Here is a 17,553-nt window from a genome sequence, read left to right on the forward strand (position 1 = left end):
ATAGCTATAGCTAATGTGATTTTAAGGGCTTAAAAGTTTTTAAAACTTAGTCAACAGATGTAGCTAGAATTTACCCCTTTAAGAAAAAGGGGTAGCAAACTTAAATTTCTGGATTTAAGTTACTGGAATGTTTCTACTCTCAAAAACAGTAACTAATCACCTACGAACTAATCTTTTTTCGACTTCTGCAATCACATTCTTTGCGGGTTGTTCTGCTTTTGTTCAGATTTCTACAGACAATATTAAGGGAATTATAGATTCTTCGCTTTCACCTTATTCTTCTTTACCTAAAAATAACTTATTCATAAAAACAGGAAAGTCTGAACCCTATATGGGTGGGGCTAGCTTCACTGTTCCTGTAGAAGTTACAGTTACAGATGCAGAAGTAAAAGATGATGGCCCTAAAGAAGTAAGAATAATAACTCCTTTAGGTTGATTTACCAAATTTGATCATACTCTTGCAAAGGAAAGAGCTGCGAGAGTCGCAGAAACTAAAGCTGATTATGGAAGTGACTATTGTATACCTATGACTGGACTTAGATCTATTTATACCAATTTTTGGGTTAGGCCAAAAATTAGATTTAAAGGAGTTTGAGACGCACAAATTAAAGGTGCACAAGCTTTAGTTCCTAGGGAAAACAAAACTTACAAAAGAGAATGCGCTGAATACACAGAAGAAGCTCCCATTGACAATGAATTTTTGGGAAAACTAATGCATGACTATATATATCTTTGGTTTAATAATACATCCAAAGCTAGAGATGGAGAAGGATTAATTACTTTTGTTAAGGGAAGTCAAGGAGATGCAAAAGAACAGAAGGAAGAATCTATAAAGAAAACCTTAACTCCGTTTTTAAAAGAGAACGGCGACAAAAGAGAGAAGTCAGGTAGTGAGAATTGTTGACAACCACACAAAAAAGAAAAGTGGTGTGGAGCAAAAACAATTACAAGTAATAGTAAAAAAAATGAATTTGGATTTGATAATAACAGTTCCATTAAATTTCATGGAAAAACAAATATCACTGAAACGAAAGCTCCGGAGGGGATATTTGGGGGTTGAAAACAACAAAATCAAAAAGTTACAAAAATAGAACTATTGGCGGGCGATGAAGCAAAGAGAATGACTGAATCAGAATATCTAAGAAAACATCAAGAAAGACGAAAAAGCAAGATGAAGATAGAAATGGAAAATATGCTTTTAAATTCCCAACACCTTGACGTTAGAAAAATCCTTTCAGAATTTAGAAAGGATTTTCAAAAACATTTAATACAACCAGTTGCTGAATTAACTTCTGAAGTTACTCAAGTTACTCAGGAAGTTCAAGAAACTCAAGAAGAACTTTGGGAACCTCTTGAACATAATCCTTGATTAGATGAAGCCGCTAAAAGAACAATTCGTAGAAATAGTAATGGAGCAGAAATTGCAAAACTTTATGACAAGTACAGATATCACCAAGACAATCAATTATTAAGAAGAAAAAGATCACCTAATGAAAAAGATCAATTGAAATTCAATGTCCATAGATCTGTCCAAATATCTAATATTGGACTAACACAAGTTTCTAGCGAAGGAAAAGATAGTACCTTCGATGGACACTCTTTCAAAGTAATTGCCTATGAAGATGAAGCTGAAAGAGGCATTGTTAATCCAATAAAAATCATTAAGGGAAACCCTCTTTTCAGAGCAAGAGAGAATCAAGAAAACCTACTAAAAGAGTTCATCAAAAACTTTGATGAACCTTTCTATGCTCCTTCAATGATCCCTATGCTCAGAATGATTTCTAGAGCAAAGTTCTCGGACAGTGATATCAAAAAAGAAGCAGCGGAAGTCATCAATCACAAAGAATACGTAGGAATCAGAGATACTCTTCATTGGTGAATTGACTATCTTCAATATCCTTGAAGAGATACTTGAAATATTCCTGCAATTAAAGCTAAGGAATATGAACCAATTATGTACAACAAACTACAACTTTGACTTGAAGAGATCTTCAATAGAACGTGAAGTTCTAATGGATCAAGAATAATCTTTAACTTCACATCTCCATATGAACACTACATATTAGGGAAACAACTACTACCGCAACTAAAAATCCCTATTAATAACTTCAAAACTATTGGTTATATAGATCAACCTACTGCTAGTTTCACAGTAGTTTCTCCAGAATATGCAAGAATACATGGTCTAGAACCTATCTCAGATGAACAATACAAAAACTTTAGAAAGTTAGTTAATAACCTGTGACTAAGTCAAGAAACATGAGAAAAATATTATGGAGGATTCACGCTAAATGGCGAAAACAAAAAACACTTAGTTAATGTAGGAGAAAAACAAATGATTATTGTCGGGATTGGTCAAACTCCCGACTTTCTTTATCCTGTTCAATCTTGAATAACTATTCAACCGGATAAGAATAAAGAAGCCTTGATATATGTAGATAACTATGGATTCAATGATCTAAAAGAAAGGGGAACTATTAAATATCAAGAACAATACATAACCATTGGATTGCCAGAAAATGTTCTATCTAAGGGTCCTAAAGAAATAAGTGCTTACAGAGACAAGCTCAAAAAATTCATTGATGACAAGATGAAAAACTACAAAGACTATTACCACTTAACACTATTAGGAGAAGACGCGGGTAATGAGCAACTATATAGTATTAGAAGTGCCTATATTCCTACCTTCCAATCTAGAGTATGAGAGGTTTCTTATATTCTTTCCTCTGCAGTATATGTAGTAGTTCTACTACTTCTATTTATTCTTATCAAGAAATATCTGAAGAGTAACCTATATCTATTTGGTAACTTTGTGGCCAATGGAATGATTAAGGTAGATGTACTACTTAATATCTGTCTATTTACCTTTGTACCTTTGGCTTTAGCCACAACATTAGGTTTCCTATTGTCTTGGGCTATGCAATCAACTTTCTACTCTATTGTTTCTGCTTTCTGGTACTTAACAGTTCAAATGAATCCATTAGGAGCATCTAATGCTCTTTACTTCATTTTGAAAGTATTAGCCTTCATGATTCCAATCTCATATTTCTACTCTAGATACACACTTAAAGACAATACAAGTGACTTATTAAAGACTACATCCTCAATGAAGATAAATAAGTTAACTCTACTTATTTATCGAATTATCTATAAGTTCTCTTCTATGTGGAAATTCAAGTCTGTTCTTGTCTTTAATACTTTAGGTCAATCAGGCATTCTTTCTATGACTTCCATTATAGGATTTATATTCCTTAACTTTTTCTTACATAATCATGGTCAATTTGCCAAAGTAAGTAAAGCAGAAAAAATACTTAAAACTCATGAATTTGAAATGGATTTTGAAACCCCCACTGAACAATCTGGGGAATACAAACTTGCAACCTACCAAGATATAGGGAAAAAGATAAGTAATGGTGCGGAAGATGTTTCTAAAGCAACTAATGGAGATCACAAATACTACATATACAATCACAGCGAAACTGATCTTTTGGGAGAAGTTTGAAGTCAATATAAGGGGAACAAATTAAATGGGTACGAAGAAAAAGGAACATGTAGATACGACGAAGAAAGAAAGGCGAGGGCTGCGCATTTTAAGAACTTGTTCTGTCTGATTTATGAAAATGGCCAAAACAATGGAAAGTGAAAAGTTAAGGAACCAAATGGAGGAGGAGGAGGAGGAGGAAAGAATGTTTTTACAGATAACCCATATTATGTAAGAAACAAACAAGTTTACAGAGGTAAGCAAAGGAGTATGAAAGAACTTTTGGAAGAATATCCAAACTATTGAATTATTTCCTCTAGAGATCAAAGTTTTGTTGAATCCTCTTTGAACTTCTTTAAAAACAAAACTTTAATGAGAATCTTGATAGACCTAGATGTTGAATTTACCTCAGATTCTGGATATCAAAAATACAACATTTGAGATCAACAATCTAAAGAATTAGAAAAAATTCAACCATTAATTCAAAAAATGGATGAAAACAATTACAACTTATTCATCCAAGATTTAGTTAGAAGCAGATATGGTCCGTTATTTGTTTCTAAATTCATGAATAAGCATGAAGTTGGAAGTTCTTCGAGCAATGGTAGTTCAAGTAGTAGTACTGTAAGTGTAAGTTCGGTGGCGACAGGTGCTAGCCAAATACTTTCTAAACAAGGAGAAAAATACAAAGGAAAGAGAAGTTGATATTTCAAAGGAACTGATATAGGTAGAGAAGATCAATTGACTAATGTGAGATATGGGGGTTCTGGATATTTTGGTTGAGACACTCAATATCAATGTCACATTCCAAACAAAAACTTAACAAAGTCTGAAGGAAAATACAACTGTTCAAAAGAAGTAAAAGATGCATTCGAAGATGGCATCTACTATCTAGATGTTCAAAAAATAATCTTCTTTAATGATGCTTCAGATGTTGATAAAGATCTTTTGGTTATCTACAATCCTGAATTTTTATACCTAATCTTTACAGTTGTTGAGGAATTTGCTAAACAAAGAGAAGAAGTAATGAAGAATGGAAGAGGGTCAGGTCCAGAATACACTTTGCCAATCAAGTATACCTTCGGTAACATTATTCACTCTAAAAGCGAAAATGGCACTCATCTAGTAACAACAGTAAGCAGTAGTGGTAGTCAGGAACCTGCTTACTATTCATCCAGTATGAAGAATGGTGGCTTCGACCCAACAAAAACTCCTGATGGTGACCAAACTTATACTTGGTCAAAGGGAATGCTGAAAAAAAAACACGAAGAATTATCCCCAGACACTAGAATAGTGGGTCTAAAGCAAGATGCTAGAGGTGCTTTCTACAAGCTTTGAAGTGGAGACCAACTAATTAATTCTAAGCTTTACAGCAATGATACTAAGGTAAATTCTGAAACTACAAGTGAATATCCAATTGTAATTAACCAATTTGCCGCTAAAAAATATGGTCTACGAGTCGGAGATACTATCACATTCAAGCCTGAAAACCACTACACAAGATTTACCTGCAAATTAAAGCCTGTTCCGAATGGAGAACAACAAACTCAGACTGCCTCAAACGGAAATGGAGAATATTGCCAATTATCTGACGATAGAAAAACTTGAACAAATTCAAAAATTAAGGAACATACTCTAAAAGTAGTAGGAATATTTGATTCCTACTACAAAGAGTCTTACTTTATGTCCCAAAAAGATCTAAATACTATCTTGGGACTAAACCCGGATAAAGGTTTCAACGGAATCTTTGCACCTAAAAGAGAAGGAAGATATCCTGAACAGCTAAGTATTTCTCTTTCTTCTTACTCCGTATCAGGAATTTACACAAATATACAACAAAAACTTGGTAATGCGGCCTTTATTAATTTACTAAGAAATCCTGCACCATTTAAAGAAGCTAATAAACAAAGAAAAGAAGAAGAGATTAAGAAGATGTCAGATGAGGACTATAACAAACACTATAACTACAAGATTCTTGAGAATACAATAGGTAAATCTTCAATAGGTTACGATGAATACTTAAAGACTGCAGGTAACGGTAATGGATCTTCTGGTTCATCATCATCATCATCATCATCATCATCAGCTGAAGGAAAACCTAAATCTCAAAGAGAATCTTTTATTGAAGGAGAAGCGCAAAAACTAGTTTCCAGAGTATCTCAAGCCTTTAGTGAATATCCTAACCCTATGGGTACAGCTCTAAAGGGTCTAATGAACCACAGTATAGTAGGAGATGTTATCTTCAATAACCTAAGTAACTTAACAGATAACATCTCCTATCTAATAATCTTTGTTATCTTCCCATTATTACTAGTCAGCTTGATAACAATTGTTTATCTGTTAATTAAAGATCTAGAAAATGTATTTGTGACTATGAAACTAATAGGATTTGGTGCTAAAGAAAATAGTACTCCAATAATCTTCTACCTATTGTTCTTACTATTCTTGTCTTCACTTGCAGGATCTTTGATAGTTCCGGCTGTGTTAGAAAAATATGTAAGTATATTGTTTAATAGTCAATCTATACTCCTACCATTAATTGCAAGTAATGGATTAATGTTAGGAGTATTTGGTGTTCTAGGAGTTATTTACCTATTCTCAATCTTTAAATCCTATGTAAAAATTAAGGGAATTTATCTTCCAGTATCTATTAAATTACTGGTAGGATAATAAGGTGGTTTTCTCTAAATATCTTTTTGCTACTATTGGAGGACTAACCATAGGTGCAAATGGAATCGCTTTCGGGGGGGGCATTATTCCTAAAGAAAATAACTTATCTTCTGCGACGCAGAAGATTAATGATTCTAATTCCAACTATGAACAATCATTAAAGAAGGAAGAGGAAAGATTAACTAAAGAGGGAACCAGTAGTAAAGGAAGAAATTCTTTAATAAAGAAAAAAGCAACGGAAACTAATGATAAATCAAGTAAAAGAGAAAAAGCTGGAAAGGAAGTTGAGAAGAGCCAAAATAGTTACAAAGCAAATAGTGAACAGGTAGTTCAGAAACTCAAAGATGAAGGAGAGGCAGTCAATAAATCTTTAAATGAAGAAGTACAAGCTTTTGTTTCTGGTGCAAAAAGTCAATTTGAAAATTATCAAAAAAAATTAACTTCAAAATTTGAAGAACAAACTCAAAAAATTCAAAAAATAAATGAAGACATGATTAAGTCCAATAAACAATTAATCGAGGAAGTTTTTGAAAAAATTCAAAATCTACCACAAAGAATTTTTCAAGAAAATTCTCTTAGTACAAAAAAGTAAAGTAATAAATAATTCTTAAATCTGTTAGTTAGTTGGTCTTTAAGTTAATTAACAAAATTTTTACTTTTTTGCTTTTAGATTAAAGTCACTTAAATCTAGTTCTCTGCTTTGATATTTTTCAAATAGTTTGTCAAAATCCAAATTTCCATTATTTCCATTAACTTTAAATTTGTAAGTTCCTGAGGGGAAAACTGAAAATAAAGCTGAAGACTGTTTTTTATCTTCAAATTCAAAATTATGTAAATTCCCTGAATAATCAGTCAAACTGTATTGAACTTCTCCTGTTATAGTTCCCTTCTTTAGTTTCTCCAAGGAATAAGTATTTGTTTGTCGTGTTACTTGATGGCTTGTGCCATTCAAAGAAAGAGTCACATCTACTTTGACAGGAGTTATTAAACAATTTTTGGATATTGGAGCTGAGGAAGTGAACATATTCTTTAAAAAAGAATCTTTATTGAATTGCCTAGAAATTTGACATTTACTCCTTATTTTGTCAAGTCAACTTTGACCATTACCATTTGTGCCTGTGTGTGTTACTTGTGGTCGTTGGGTAGATTTCTCTGAATAAAAGAGAAATATTAAGTTAAGCTGATTCTGTAATTTAAGGAATTTAAGAATCAGTCTTAAGAGGTAAGAAATACTTTCAGAATTTTTATGTTTGTGAGAGCTTGAATATCAATCTAGTTGGCAATAATTATCGTTGCTAGAAGTAGATACTGTTTTTTCGAGATTATTGAGTTTGGAACCCTTGGGTAGACAATATTTTCATCAATTTTCTTTATCTAAATATTTCAATGGAAACTCTGCTAACAAATCAACAACTTTGCCGTTTTGTTGTCCTGTTAAAGAACCATTTTCTTCAATAAATAGTCTTGTTTGAGTGTAAAAACCAAAAGGTTTAGTTCATTCAATAGATTTAGAGGAAGACATAAATATTCCAACCGAGGAAAGGAATATTGCTCCCAATGCAGAAAATTCTTTTCAATGGTTTAATAAGAAATTCACAAGAAACTTCTATTAGATTTCTTAATTAATTTACTTAACTTTTTATTTCTCTTTCTCTCTTCTCAAAATGTCTGCAAAAAGAGCTCTATTTTTCAAGAATTTTTTGAAATATTGAATATATGAATTGGGGGGGGATTATGCCGAATATAAAATAATATGTTTATTTCAATTTTCTGAAACAATTATCTCTTGATATTTCCGGTTTTATTTACCTAAAATACCTAGATTCCGTAGTTAGAACATTTTGTTCAAAAAGTATTTCTATTATTTCATAAAGGAATTTCAAGTACTTGTAAATATGTATTAAGTCTTAAATAATTGCTAAAGTCCTTAACTTCAAATAAACATAATCTTTTGTCAGGAACCCAGTCTCCAAATCAAGGTCTTATTATTTGGTCACAAATTTCCCTTCTAATTTCTTTTTCTCCTGCGAGCAAAAAATCTAACAAACCAGCAGGATCTTCGCACTTTTCATCTAATAATGAAGTATTCTTTATATCATCCATTTTGACAAGTTCTCTAGATTCGGTAGAATTCAACTTGTTTTGTTTATGCCATTGTTGTTCTGCACCTTTTTTTGGAGCATAAAAACTCCCATAATGCTTTCAAGTACTTTTTAAAACCCTCTTTAATTTAACTGCATCGCCTGCATTGGCAGTGCATTCCCCAAAGAATTTGCTCTTGTATTTTTGCTTCCCCTCGTCGCAATCAAATCCTATTTCCTCTCCCGACATTAAAGCCAATATAGCGATGGCTATCTTTTTTTCCTTCAATGTTTTGACTTCTCCTTCGTCTGGTCAAGCAACATGTTTGAAGTAATTAAAGGCAGTTGCCTCGACATCTCCAAATGCCCTAACCAAGGATAATTTAGGATTTTGAAATATTTGTCCAAAAGTTCATTTTTGTTCCCTCAATTCTTTTTCACTTTTACTCAACATTTGTGTTATCTTAGAGAAATCAAATTCAAGATCTACTTGATCTTTACCTTTCTTTTTTCCGAATTTCTCGGCTCATCAGTTTCAACCATGATATAAGCCAAAAATATCTTCTTCTAGTTCTCTACTCCTGTTTTGTCAAAATCTTTGAATTCCATCAATATCTTCTTGAGTTATATATTGAGCCGACTTTTTGTATCTTTGGCCAGTAGCTTTGTAATTCCTTCTTATTTAATTTCTCCTTATTAACTTTTTCCATATCTGCAATTGCTCTAGACAATTGTCTAGGTCCAAATCAAGTATTTCCAACACTAATATTCCTGCCTCCTCAAAGATCTCTTTCTGCCTGAGAATGTCTTTCACTAGATATTCTTTTATGTGGTCCCGCCCAATCTCATCCCCTAATCTAATAAAAAGTAAATCTTCACCAACACCCTCACTTTGTCATTTTCAAGATCCTAGAACTGTGTGATTTAACTCAAATATTTTTCCTCATCCTTCACTTACATTACTCTTAACTTCCTGTCTTATCTTTAAGCCCTCTTCTTCCCTTAAATATGAAGTTTCTTCTTCTGAATCAACTAAAACACCTTGATTATTGAGTCCAAATCAACCACCAATGCCCCCCCCGAAACCACTTGCTACAACCAGCTCTAAAAGAATCTTCTTCCAGAGCATTTAATTTACGAAGTTTTTAGTATTTATTTTTTATTTTTAAGGAATTTGGTTTTTTGCCAGACTGTTTTCTAGTGACTGAAAAAAATATTTTTATTATTCCAAGGCTTTAAGTATTGAAATCACTTGAATAAAGTCTCTATGAAAGATAATACTTCCAAAATTGAAAAGTACTATTCAATTACTTTTCTTGGTTCTAGTTTAGTTAAAAAGGTAATTGAGTGCAATCAACAAAAGTAACTTCTGCGTCCAAACTATTACTAGATTGATGATTCTCAATACTATAAGTAACCATAGGATAAGGGTTACTCATAAATTTAGGATTTGGACAATACTTTTGTAGTTCTTTAAGATCAACCTTTGGTTGATTGCTATAAAAAGAAAATTTCGAAGTTAAGCCCAAAGGAATAGCAATTACTCCAGTTAACCCAACAACAGTAAGTAAATTCTTAACACCAAGTGGGAACATTTTCTAAATTCAGAAACTTGATTATTTTTTTAACAAGCAGGTTACAAATAGTACATCGCCGCCCCCCCCTCCGCCGTTAGATGGTTCCGTCGAATACACTACTGAACCATAGTTAGTCATTGGCTGAGGATCTGGACAATATTTCTTTAATTCTTCCATATCGTAGACTTCTTGTGCACTTTGGAAAGGAAAAATTGTAGTTAAACCGACAGGAACATCCACTAACCCAGATATTCCAGGTACAGTTAATAGACTCTTGGAACTGAATATCAAAGCAGAATCTTTGAAATTAACTAATTTATTCAGAGTTTAACTGCCTAAGAATGAAGCATTTGTAATAACTTAAGGAATTAACAAAATTTATTGAACCTATATGTCAATAAATCTAAATACATTTTTTCTTTAATTCCTCGTAAGTTAATTCTCTTTTTCGAACCTTATTAAAGAGAGAATTAACAGAACAGTTGTTCTGTTGATCTGGTTGTTTATAGAAAGTTAAGGGTCAATTTACATCAAAAATCAAATATTTTTGAGTTGAAGTTCCATTTTGAGTTTCGATTTTCTTTAATTTTTTGGAATATTCAAATATTCCATATCTCAAAGAACCTTTTAACTTTCCTTGTTTTAATCTCTCAATTGTAAGATTTGATGTCTCAGTAGAACTACTATGGGAACTGGAAGTTTTTGAAATATCCAGATGAATCTTCGCTGTAGAGGGCGAGAGAAAACAATTCTTAATTGAGGTTTTTGGTTCAAAAAATAAATCTTTGATAAGTTTCTTTGGAGAAATATCCCTTAGACCACAGGCTTGTTTGATGGATTCCATATATTCGGTCCCTTTTCCGCCATTGTGTGCAACAGAAGGTCTATAGTTAGTTGAATCATCATAGAACATTAATATGTTCGCTGCATGTTGCAACTCAATAAATTTAGTAATTAAATCCAATAAGAAGGTTACCTCTTCTATTGGATATTTTTCTGTATGGTAATGCAAATAATTTAATTTACAAACTGTAGCTTTCTGGCCTGAAGATACTGTTGATTGAGTTCCACCCTTAATTAGTGGAGAAGTTTCAGGAATGCAATATTTGTAGTTTTTGAAAGAACCAAGTTTTGCAAGTGGAACCTCAACAATTAAAGCTGGATTATTTGTTGACGAGGCGGAACTTATTAACTGAGAAATTTGTTGAATGTTGTACTGACCTCTCAGTTTTTGGCCAGTTTCTAAAAAATTAGAAATTCCTGTTTGCGAAATTGCCTCTGCTCCATTAATAAACAATCTGACCCTGGTATATAGACCATTTGAAGAAGAAAAAGTTCAATTGGAAGTCTGAATTGTGGAAAGAGTAATTATTGGAGACAGAATTCCCGATAGAGTGAATAAACCCACTCATTTGTTATTTAGTCCAAAAATAATCTCTTAAATCTCCTACTTTTCTTTAGGTTATTTAAAAATTATTTAAAAATCTAGTCCAGACTAATATCTGTAGGGAAAATAACACTTACAAAGATCTTTCAACCATTCTTTCTATTTCACAAAAATACAAAGATATTGCTTAATAATTTTGTAGAAAAACTATTAATTCTTAAGAATTGAAAAGAAATTTATTTTTCCTCAAATTAACTATTTTGCCATAGTTTTCTATGGCAAAACTTAAGGAATCTAGGATAGAGTTTCGAGTTGTTAAAACCCTAAGACGATTAGGTTATGAATATGCACGTGGTCAAAAGATAGTCAGGAGAAGTAAAAAAGAATTTTTAATTCTTTAGGATTTGAAAAGATATTTAGGAAATAATTATCTTTTCAGAAAAGTATCTAATCAACTACATGAACTTAGTGAGAATTATAACTTAACTATCTTTGATCTGATTCATCAATTAACTCCCTTAGATGAGCCAATAATAAATTTTGAAGAACCAAATAAGAATATTTTTAGAGCCATCAATCAATTAAAGATTTATGGTCCTAAAAATAATAGAATTCCTGATTTTTTGGTCTTCATTAATGGAGTGTCAATAGTGATCTTTGAATTGAAATCTATTCTAAAGTCCTATAGAGTTAGGGGTTATAGAGGAGTTTGAATTGACCAAATGGGAGCATTAATGCCTAAAGCGAAATTACAAATTAAAAAATATTCTCGAGATATTCCTGAGTTATTTAAGTATCTGTTATTTTGTATAACTAGTGACTATAAAGAAATTTGATATGGTGCCATTAATAAATGGTATGGAAAGAAATGAAGTGAAATCAACTTAGATTCATTTTTAGAGAATATTTTTAATCCCAATAAATTATTGGGATTTATAAAGAATTACATTTATTTTTCTGATTCTTATTACTCTGATGTAGTTACATACAAAGATTATTGTCGAATTGAGATCTTGATTCGATACATCGAATCAGGTGTAAAAGAAATATTTATTTCTCGAATTAGATATTGAGTTTCATTAATTTGCTTAATAAAAAATATTTTCGAGATAAAAACAGAATTACAAAAATATGCAGTAATTTGAATCACTGGGCCCAAAGATCAATTTCTTTATCAAAAATGTCTAAGTTCCCTTAAATTTTTGACTAAAGATATTTCACAAAATAAAAAGAATGATTTAAAGGAAAACTTATTAGAAAGAAGTATTTATTTTGTCAATATAACAGAGTTTTTGAAAAATTGTTGCTTGATGAGCAATCAAACCAATTTAATCTGTATTTCTAAAAGTAGATATAAATCTATTATTTTGTGGTGAGAAAAATTGAAATTTAGACTAAATAATTTTTTTCAAATAGATTTATTTAACTCCCGAGTTGATAACTTAAAAAATTCTAGCTACCTAGAATATTTGAAAACAGCATTTCCCGGCTGCATTCACATTAACTTTTCTTTTACAAAGTACTTACTTACTAAATGAAAAGTTAAAAAAAATTAACTAAATAAAAACTTTAGAAACTAAGCGTTTAGGTATCAATAACATCCATCCTTTAAATTTGAAGTATTATGGCTTTGAACACTAAGACTCTTGTTGCTATTGCAACCCTTGGCGGAGGTTTCATGGGCGGGGCTCCCTTATATCTTTGACAAGCAAATAAAGGTGCCACAACAACCTATTCTGAAAAAGCACAATCTACTTCTGATAAATCAAGAGCGAAGTAAAAAATAGATGTAAAAACACCACAAAATAGTGAGCCACAAACCGTAGCTAAAGGAAAATGCAACATTTCTGATCTTTCTGCAGATTTACGGAACTTTCTTAAACAACGGAAGGGGGATGAAAGTCTTTATTATTCTGTTTCTTGCAAAGATACTTTTGTTAAGGGAAGCTATATGCCGATGCCTAAAGATTGAACGGGTTTATTTCCCAAGAAACCTTTAGATGAATTATTTTCTCCTAAAGTTGGATCGAGCTTCTTAATGGATATTGAAATTGCTCAGGAAGAGGGAATTCGAAGTCGTGTTGTGATTATCCTTAAAGGAACAAATAAATCCACCATTAAAGGAGAATTGGAAGATATATTGGAAGAAACAGATTCCGACAATAGATCTATTGTTTTTTCTTTAGAAGAAAATAATCAAACACCTAAAGAAATTTATCTTGTCCTTCCCGAGAATAAAGCAGATAAAGAAAAACACTAACTATAGAGTTTTTTAGTATTTGTTCTTCCTCTTTCTAAAGTGTCTGTAAAATCAGTGAATAGATTCTATGTCTGTTAGCTTAAGAGCTTTAGTTGCAGTTGCTACCCTAGGAGGTGGTTGTGGTGGCATTCCGCTTTTGTGTTACACACAAAGTGCTGTAATCTCTACACAGAGTGATGGTGAGTTGGTATCCGAATCTTATTCTGGAGAATCAAAAATGGAAGATCAAGAAATTGAGTTAAATGACCGATGTTCAGTGATTGCGATGCCACAGGAAATAAAAGATGTTATTACAGGGCATAAGGGAGTTTAAAGAGACTACATTTCAGTGTCTTGCAAAGGTTATGGTTTAGTGGGTTCGGAAGATTGAACAGCTTCTCTTTTGTCATCACTATTTAAAGATAGTAAGGCATTTACTCTAGGACAATCATTGAACATAAACTTTCAAACTACTACAGGTCAGTCAGAGATTAAGACAACTCTAAAGAGTGACGATTTTAAGTCTGAAATACATGGTCAATGGAGTGAGACAGAAATTAAAAAACCAGATTTAAGAGGTGGAAATAAAAAGACAGTTATCCCTATTGAAACTTCTGAATCAAACAAGAAGCCTTATTCTGTTTATCTTTCTTTGTAGGTCTCTTTAAAAGTTTCTTAATCTTAAATATCTTTTATCTACTAGAAATTAGAAGAAGAATATTTGATTGCCATTATCCGTCAAAGAGAATTCTTGACTATTGCATATTAAAGTATCAAGACTTGAACTATTCTCTTTTGTCTCTAAACTACCACTGTCTGTTTTTAGAAAATTAAGGGAATTCTTTAATAAGAATACTTGCTTCTCGTCGAATGTGTCATTTTCGACTTCTTCTTCCTCTTCTAATTCATCCAAATCCGAATTATTATATGTTTTAGGATATAGCTTGGTCCATGATTCATTGCCATTAAATAAAAAGACATTCAGATCATATTTACCTAACTCATGAGAAGTTGTGGAAACCTTTAATTCTATCTTTTCTACTTTATTGGCAACAAAAGGCTCTTCTATTAATTTGGAATGATTGCCGTTATTGTCAAAGTAATAGAAGGCAGGAATTCCCTTTTTCGTTTCATCCTCGCAAACTCACAACTTTAAATGTTGTGATTCAGCAGAAGATGAAAGTTTTATAGGCTTACAATTATCTTCTTGTTCTGGAGAAATTTTAAAAATTTTGGTATTTGCTGAATTTAAAGAATTTAGATTTACTCTCAATAATGCAGAAGAAACCATTGCAGGAATTCCTACAACTCCAATTCCCAAAAGAGCTTTAAGGGGAAAAATCATATTGTTTTAAATCCGGTTGTTAGATTTATCTACTCAAAAACTCTAAGCTTTTATTTTTATACTATTATTTTCCTTGTAAAAAGACTATTTATAACTTATAAGAAAACAACTTTGAATTAACCTTTTACCGAGGTCATTTTAGTAAAATTTCTCTAAAGTTCAACTTAGAGATTTATTATGGCTATTTGAAAGTGAGGATTAGTAGGTGTTCCCGCAATTTCTGGGCTTGCTATTGGTGCTCAGCAATTTATTCAGTCCTCAGAAGAACTGCCCCCCCCAGAATGGGATGACCTTATGGAAGTAGATCCTTCAGATAGAGGGGATAGTGATCAAGAAGAAGATTCATCTGACAACTATTCGGATTCAGAACAAGAAGTATCCCAAGTTGAAAGTTCTCTTGTAAGTCAAGAAACACAAGGAGTTAAGTCAGAAGCTAATCCAATTTTTGAGAAATTAGACGATTACACGTTTAAACTATTTGCTTCATGTAATGGCGGAACTGGGTGAATACTAGACTATCAATTACCTAAAAATGGAAGTTATCCATTAATTTGATATATTGCCACAAACGCACACGTAGTGCAAAAATGATTGTTTGATTCATCTAATCCTTATAAACAAATACTTCCTACAAATAGAAAGGGTCAATGAGATAAAAAATCATATTATGCAGGTCAAGTAACTAAAACTTCATTGGGAACAGCTGACAGCTGTAATTTGTCTAATAGATATGGATTATTTGACTTCAACCTATCCAAACAAAGTGATGGACTAGCTAAAGGTTCTGATAAGGGAGCTATTTTCCAAAACAAAATAAAACCTCCTAGATTGTTCTGAGTAGCTGTTGATTTCTTTAAGAAAGATACTTCTTTGGATGTAAGTGATAATAACTTCAAAGACTTTGCTGTGGTAGAAATTGAATTCACTAACGAACAATCAGCTAGAGAAATTACTAGAAATTTTGCAGATAAATATAAATTAGGTTCTAATAATGCAATAGATGTTTTTGCTCAGCCTATAAAAGCTTCTGAGGCAAAAGATAATAATGAAAACTTTTATAGCATAGGATATCCATCCAACAAGAATGACATTTTCAAATATGCTAAAAGTTGGAATGAAAGAACTTTAGTTGCAGATAGATTGGGAGAAGATAACAGAAGTGTTTCATTTGTTGGTTCAAAAAAAGTAGAAAAAATAAGAGGGCATGCAAATACCCAATCTTTTTCTAGTTTGAGATTCAATTGAAAAGGAAAGGGATACAACAGAATGGGTCATTACTATGTGATGAAAGGAACTGCTATGGGTAGAGGTTCTTCTGGTTCTATGACTATAGATAGTAAGGGTAATTTAATAGGTGTTAGAACTATATCAGAAATTGGTAGAGGGGCAAAACATTCTTGATTTATTCCTCTAAGATCTGAAGAGTTGAAGTATGAAGGTCATTTTAAAACTCCTAAATATGACTTAATACTTGGAACTCATAATCAAAAATCTTCTTACAAACAACAAATAGAGAAATATATTACAAGTAAAAAGGGAGTAGAAACTTGATTAAGCAAGAGAGGTAACTGAACTCATAAGTTATAAATTCTAGAAACTTAATAAATAACTAAGAAATTTATCTAAAGAGTTTTTTTTGAAAGTCAAAACAAATTAAGAGATAAAGTTTTTTATTTTTCTAGTTATTAACCTTTACAGTTATTTAAAAACTTAAATAAAAACTAAAAATTAAGTGACCCTACTAACAGAAATAAACTAATTGTTTTTATTAAATTCAGAGAATTTCGGCAAACTTATCGCCAATTAAAAAAATAAAGGTGGCGCCATTCCCGGCGCCAAAAATAATTTTATACTATCTTTTTATTTGCAATTAAAAAATAAAAATATTTTTTAAGTGTTATCTAGTCTAACTAATAAATTTTCTAAATAATAAAAATATCTTTTTTTAGTCTTAAGGCTATAAATTCACCTTTTTGAGATAAATAAAAATATAACTTTTTACAAAATACTAAAAACTAATTAAGCTTTAGGGGAATTCATATATCTTAATAATTGATGAGCAACTTGTAATTCAATATGTGAATACATCTTGGACTTCAACTTTTCTGCTTTTTCTGTTTCTTCTTTAATGTGTTTTTGAGCTCTTGGTCCTTTGGTGACTAGGCCCATACTATTCAATCTATGCAATTCCATACCATTTAGATTTAATTTGTGAATATCAGACCTTCAATTTGACTCTTTGCCATAAAATAGCTTATAAGGATTGCTATTTCAATTCCCTCAACCCCTAGAATCGAAAAAATGAGTTGATTGATGATTCTTTTGAACTTTTATCTTGTCCTTTTGTCAATCCATCTTATTAAGAGAATCTTTAATAGTTTCAGCTGAAGGAACACCTGATTTTTGAGCTTTTAGCACTTCTTCTGGTAAATCACTATGTTTTTTTAACTCATCCTTTAGTTTGTCTCTCTCAATCTTTAAAGCATCATAGAATTCGTAAACTTTTTGCAAACTCGTTCTTTGTGATTTAGTTAAGGCCGTTGCGGAAGCAAATTTATCCCTAGACTTTGATCATGACTCTACCTGAGATTTTGTTTTATTAAATTCTTCTAAGTGTTTAATTTGATCTGCAGAAACGGCAGATAAGTGTTTATCTCTTAAGCTAAGATACTCGGAAGAAATTTTGCCTTCAATAGACTCTATATTGCTTTCTTTTTGAATTTCTGAATAAACTCCTGAAATCTTATCCTTTGCAGATATATCTAATGCTGAA

Annotated in this window: 16 protein-coding genes; 8 read left to right on the plus strand and 8 right to left on the minus strand. The window is 31.7% G+C overall.

What is annotated here, in order from left to right; all coding sequences use genetic code 4:
* The first annotated feature begins 127 nt into the window (after positions 1–127).
* Both MR07_RS02205 and MR07_RS02210 read left to right on the plus strand, forming a co-directional pair.
* Positions 128–6,151 carry an ABC transporter permease gene (locus tag MR07_RS02205; protein WP_024071261.1) on the plus strand — a complete coding sequence of 2,008 codons (6,024 nt, stop codon included), beginning with the start codon at positions 128–130 and terminating at the stop codon, positions 6,149–6,151.
* 4 nt (positions 6,152–6,155) lie between these two features.
* Entirely contained in the window at positions 6,156–6,743 is a 588-nt protein-coding gene (locus tag MR07_RS02210; protein ID WP_024071262.1) for a hypothetical protein, read from the plus strand.
* 60 nt (positions 6,744–6,803) lie between these two features.
* Here the strand turns inward: MR07_RS02210 and MR07_RS02215 are convergent, their stop codons facing one another.
* From MR07_RS02215 to MR07_RS02245, 6 genes are all read right to left on the minus strand, one after another.
* Entirely contained in the window at positions 6,804–7,748 is a 945-nt protein-coding gene (locus tag MR07_RS02215; RefSeq protein ID WP_024071263.1) for a hypothetical protein, read from the minus strand.
* 221 nt (positions 7,749–7,969) lie between these two features.
* A complete protein-coding gene (locus MR07_RS04610; protein ID WP_043901188.1) occupies positions 7,970–8,686 on the minus strand; it encodes a hypothetical protein in 717 nt (238 codons plus the stop codon).
* Between the two features lie 228 nt (positions 8,687–8,914).
* Complete coding sequence (locus tag MR07_RS04615; protein WP_043901189.1) at positions 8,915–9,361, minus strand: hypothetical protein; 447 nt, start codon at positions 9,359–9,361, stop codon at positions 8,915–8,917.
* 202 nt (positions 9,362–9,563) lie between these two features.
* Complete coding sequence (locus tag MR07_RS02235; protein ID WP_024071265.1) at positions 9,564–9,827, minus strand: hypothetical protein; 264 nt, start codon at positions 9,825–9,827, stop codon at positions 9,564–9,566.
* Positions 9,828–9,848: 21 nt separating this feature from the next.
* Positions 9,849–10,100 carry a hypothetical protein gene (locus MR07_RS02240; RefSeq protein WP_024071266.1) on the minus strand — a complete coding sequence of 84 codons (252 nt, stop codon included), beginning with the start codon at positions 10,098–10,100 and terminating at the stop codon, positions 9,849–9,851.
* Positions 10,101–10,212: 112 nt separating this feature from the next.
* Complete coding sequence (locus tag MR07_RS02245) at positions 10,213–11,217, minus strand: hypothetical protein (protein ID WP_024071267.1); 1,005 nt, start codon at positions 11,215–11,217, stop codon at positions 10,213–10,215.
* A 383-nt stretch (positions 11,218–11,600) separates the two neighbouring features.
* On the opposite strand from MR07_RS02245, the gene MR07_RS02250 reads away from it, so the two are divergent.
* The 5 genes from MR07_RS02250 to MR07_RS02265 all read left to right on the plus strand — a co-directional run bounded on the left by MR07_RS02250 (position 11,601) and on the right by MR07_RS02265 (position 14,093).
* On the plus strand, positions 11,601–12,752 hold the full coding sequence (locus MR07_RS02250) for a type I restriction endonuclease (protein WP_024071269.1): 1,152 nt from the start codon (positions 11,601–11,603) through the stop codon (positions 12,750–12,752).
* Between the two features lie 68 nt (positions 12,753–12,820).
* A complete protein-coding gene (locus tag MR07_RS04395; RefSeq protein WP_024071270.1) occupies positions 12,821–12,976 on the plus strand; it encodes a hypothetical protein in 156 nt (51 codons plus the stop codon).
* A gap of 177 nt (positions 12,977–13,153) precedes the next feature.
* Positions 13,154–13,456 carry a hypothetical protein gene (locus MR07_RS02255; protein ID WP_024071271.1) on the plus strand — a complete coding sequence of 101 codons (303 nt, stop codon included), beginning with the start codon at positions 13,154–13,156 and terminating at the stop codon, positions 13,454–13,456.
* A 67-nt stretch (positions 13,457–13,523) separates the two neighbouring features.
* Complete coding sequence (locus tag MR07_RS02260) at positions 13,524–13,769, plus strand: hypothetical protein (RefSeq protein ID WP_024071272.1); 246 nt, start codon at positions 13,524–13,526, stop codon at positions 13,767–13,769.
* A gap of 15 nt (positions 13,770–13,784) precedes the next feature.
* Positions 13,785–14,093 (plus strand): hypothetical protein, encoded by a 309-nt coding sequence (locus MR07_RS02265; protein ID WP_024071273.1) that lies wholly within the window; start codon positions 13,785–13,787, stop codon positions 14,091–14,093.
* Positions 14,094–14,141: 48 nt separating this feature from the next.
* Here the strand turns inward: MR07_RS02265 and MR07_RS02270 are convergent, their stop codons facing one another.
* Positions 14,142–14,780, minus strand: coding sequence for a hypothetical protein (locus MR07_RS02270; RefSeq protein WP_024071274.1), 639 nt, complete (start codon positions 14,778–14,780; stop codon positions 14,142–14,144).
* Between the two features lie 177 nt (positions 14,781–14,957).
* Here MR07_RS02270 and MR07_RS02275 point away from each other — a divergent pair, with 177 nt between their 5' ends.
* Positions 14,958–16,367, plus strand: coding sequence for an MIP family Ig-specific serine endopeptidase (locus MR07_RS02275; protein WP_024071275.1), 1,410 nt, complete (start codon positions 14,958–14,960; stop codon positions 16,365–16,367).
* Between the two features lie 432 nt (positions 16,368–16,799).
* Here the strand turns inward: MR07_RS02275 and MR07_RS02280 are convergent, their stop codons facing one another.
* Positions 16,800–17,291 carry a hypothetical protein gene (locus MR07_RS02280; RefSeq protein ID WP_024071276.1) on the minus strand — a complete coding sequence of 164 codons (492 nt, stop codon included), beginning with the start codon at positions 17,289–17,291 and terminating at the stop codon, positions 16,800–16,802.
* Between the last annotated feature and the right edge of the window lie 262 nt (positions 17,292–17,553).

This window comes from Mycoplasma ovis str. Michigan (assembly GCF_000508245.1).
Classification (GTDB): Bacteria; Bacillota_I; Bacilli_A; order Mycoplasmatales; family Mycoplasmoidaceae; genus Eperythrozoon_A; species Eperythrozoon_A ovis.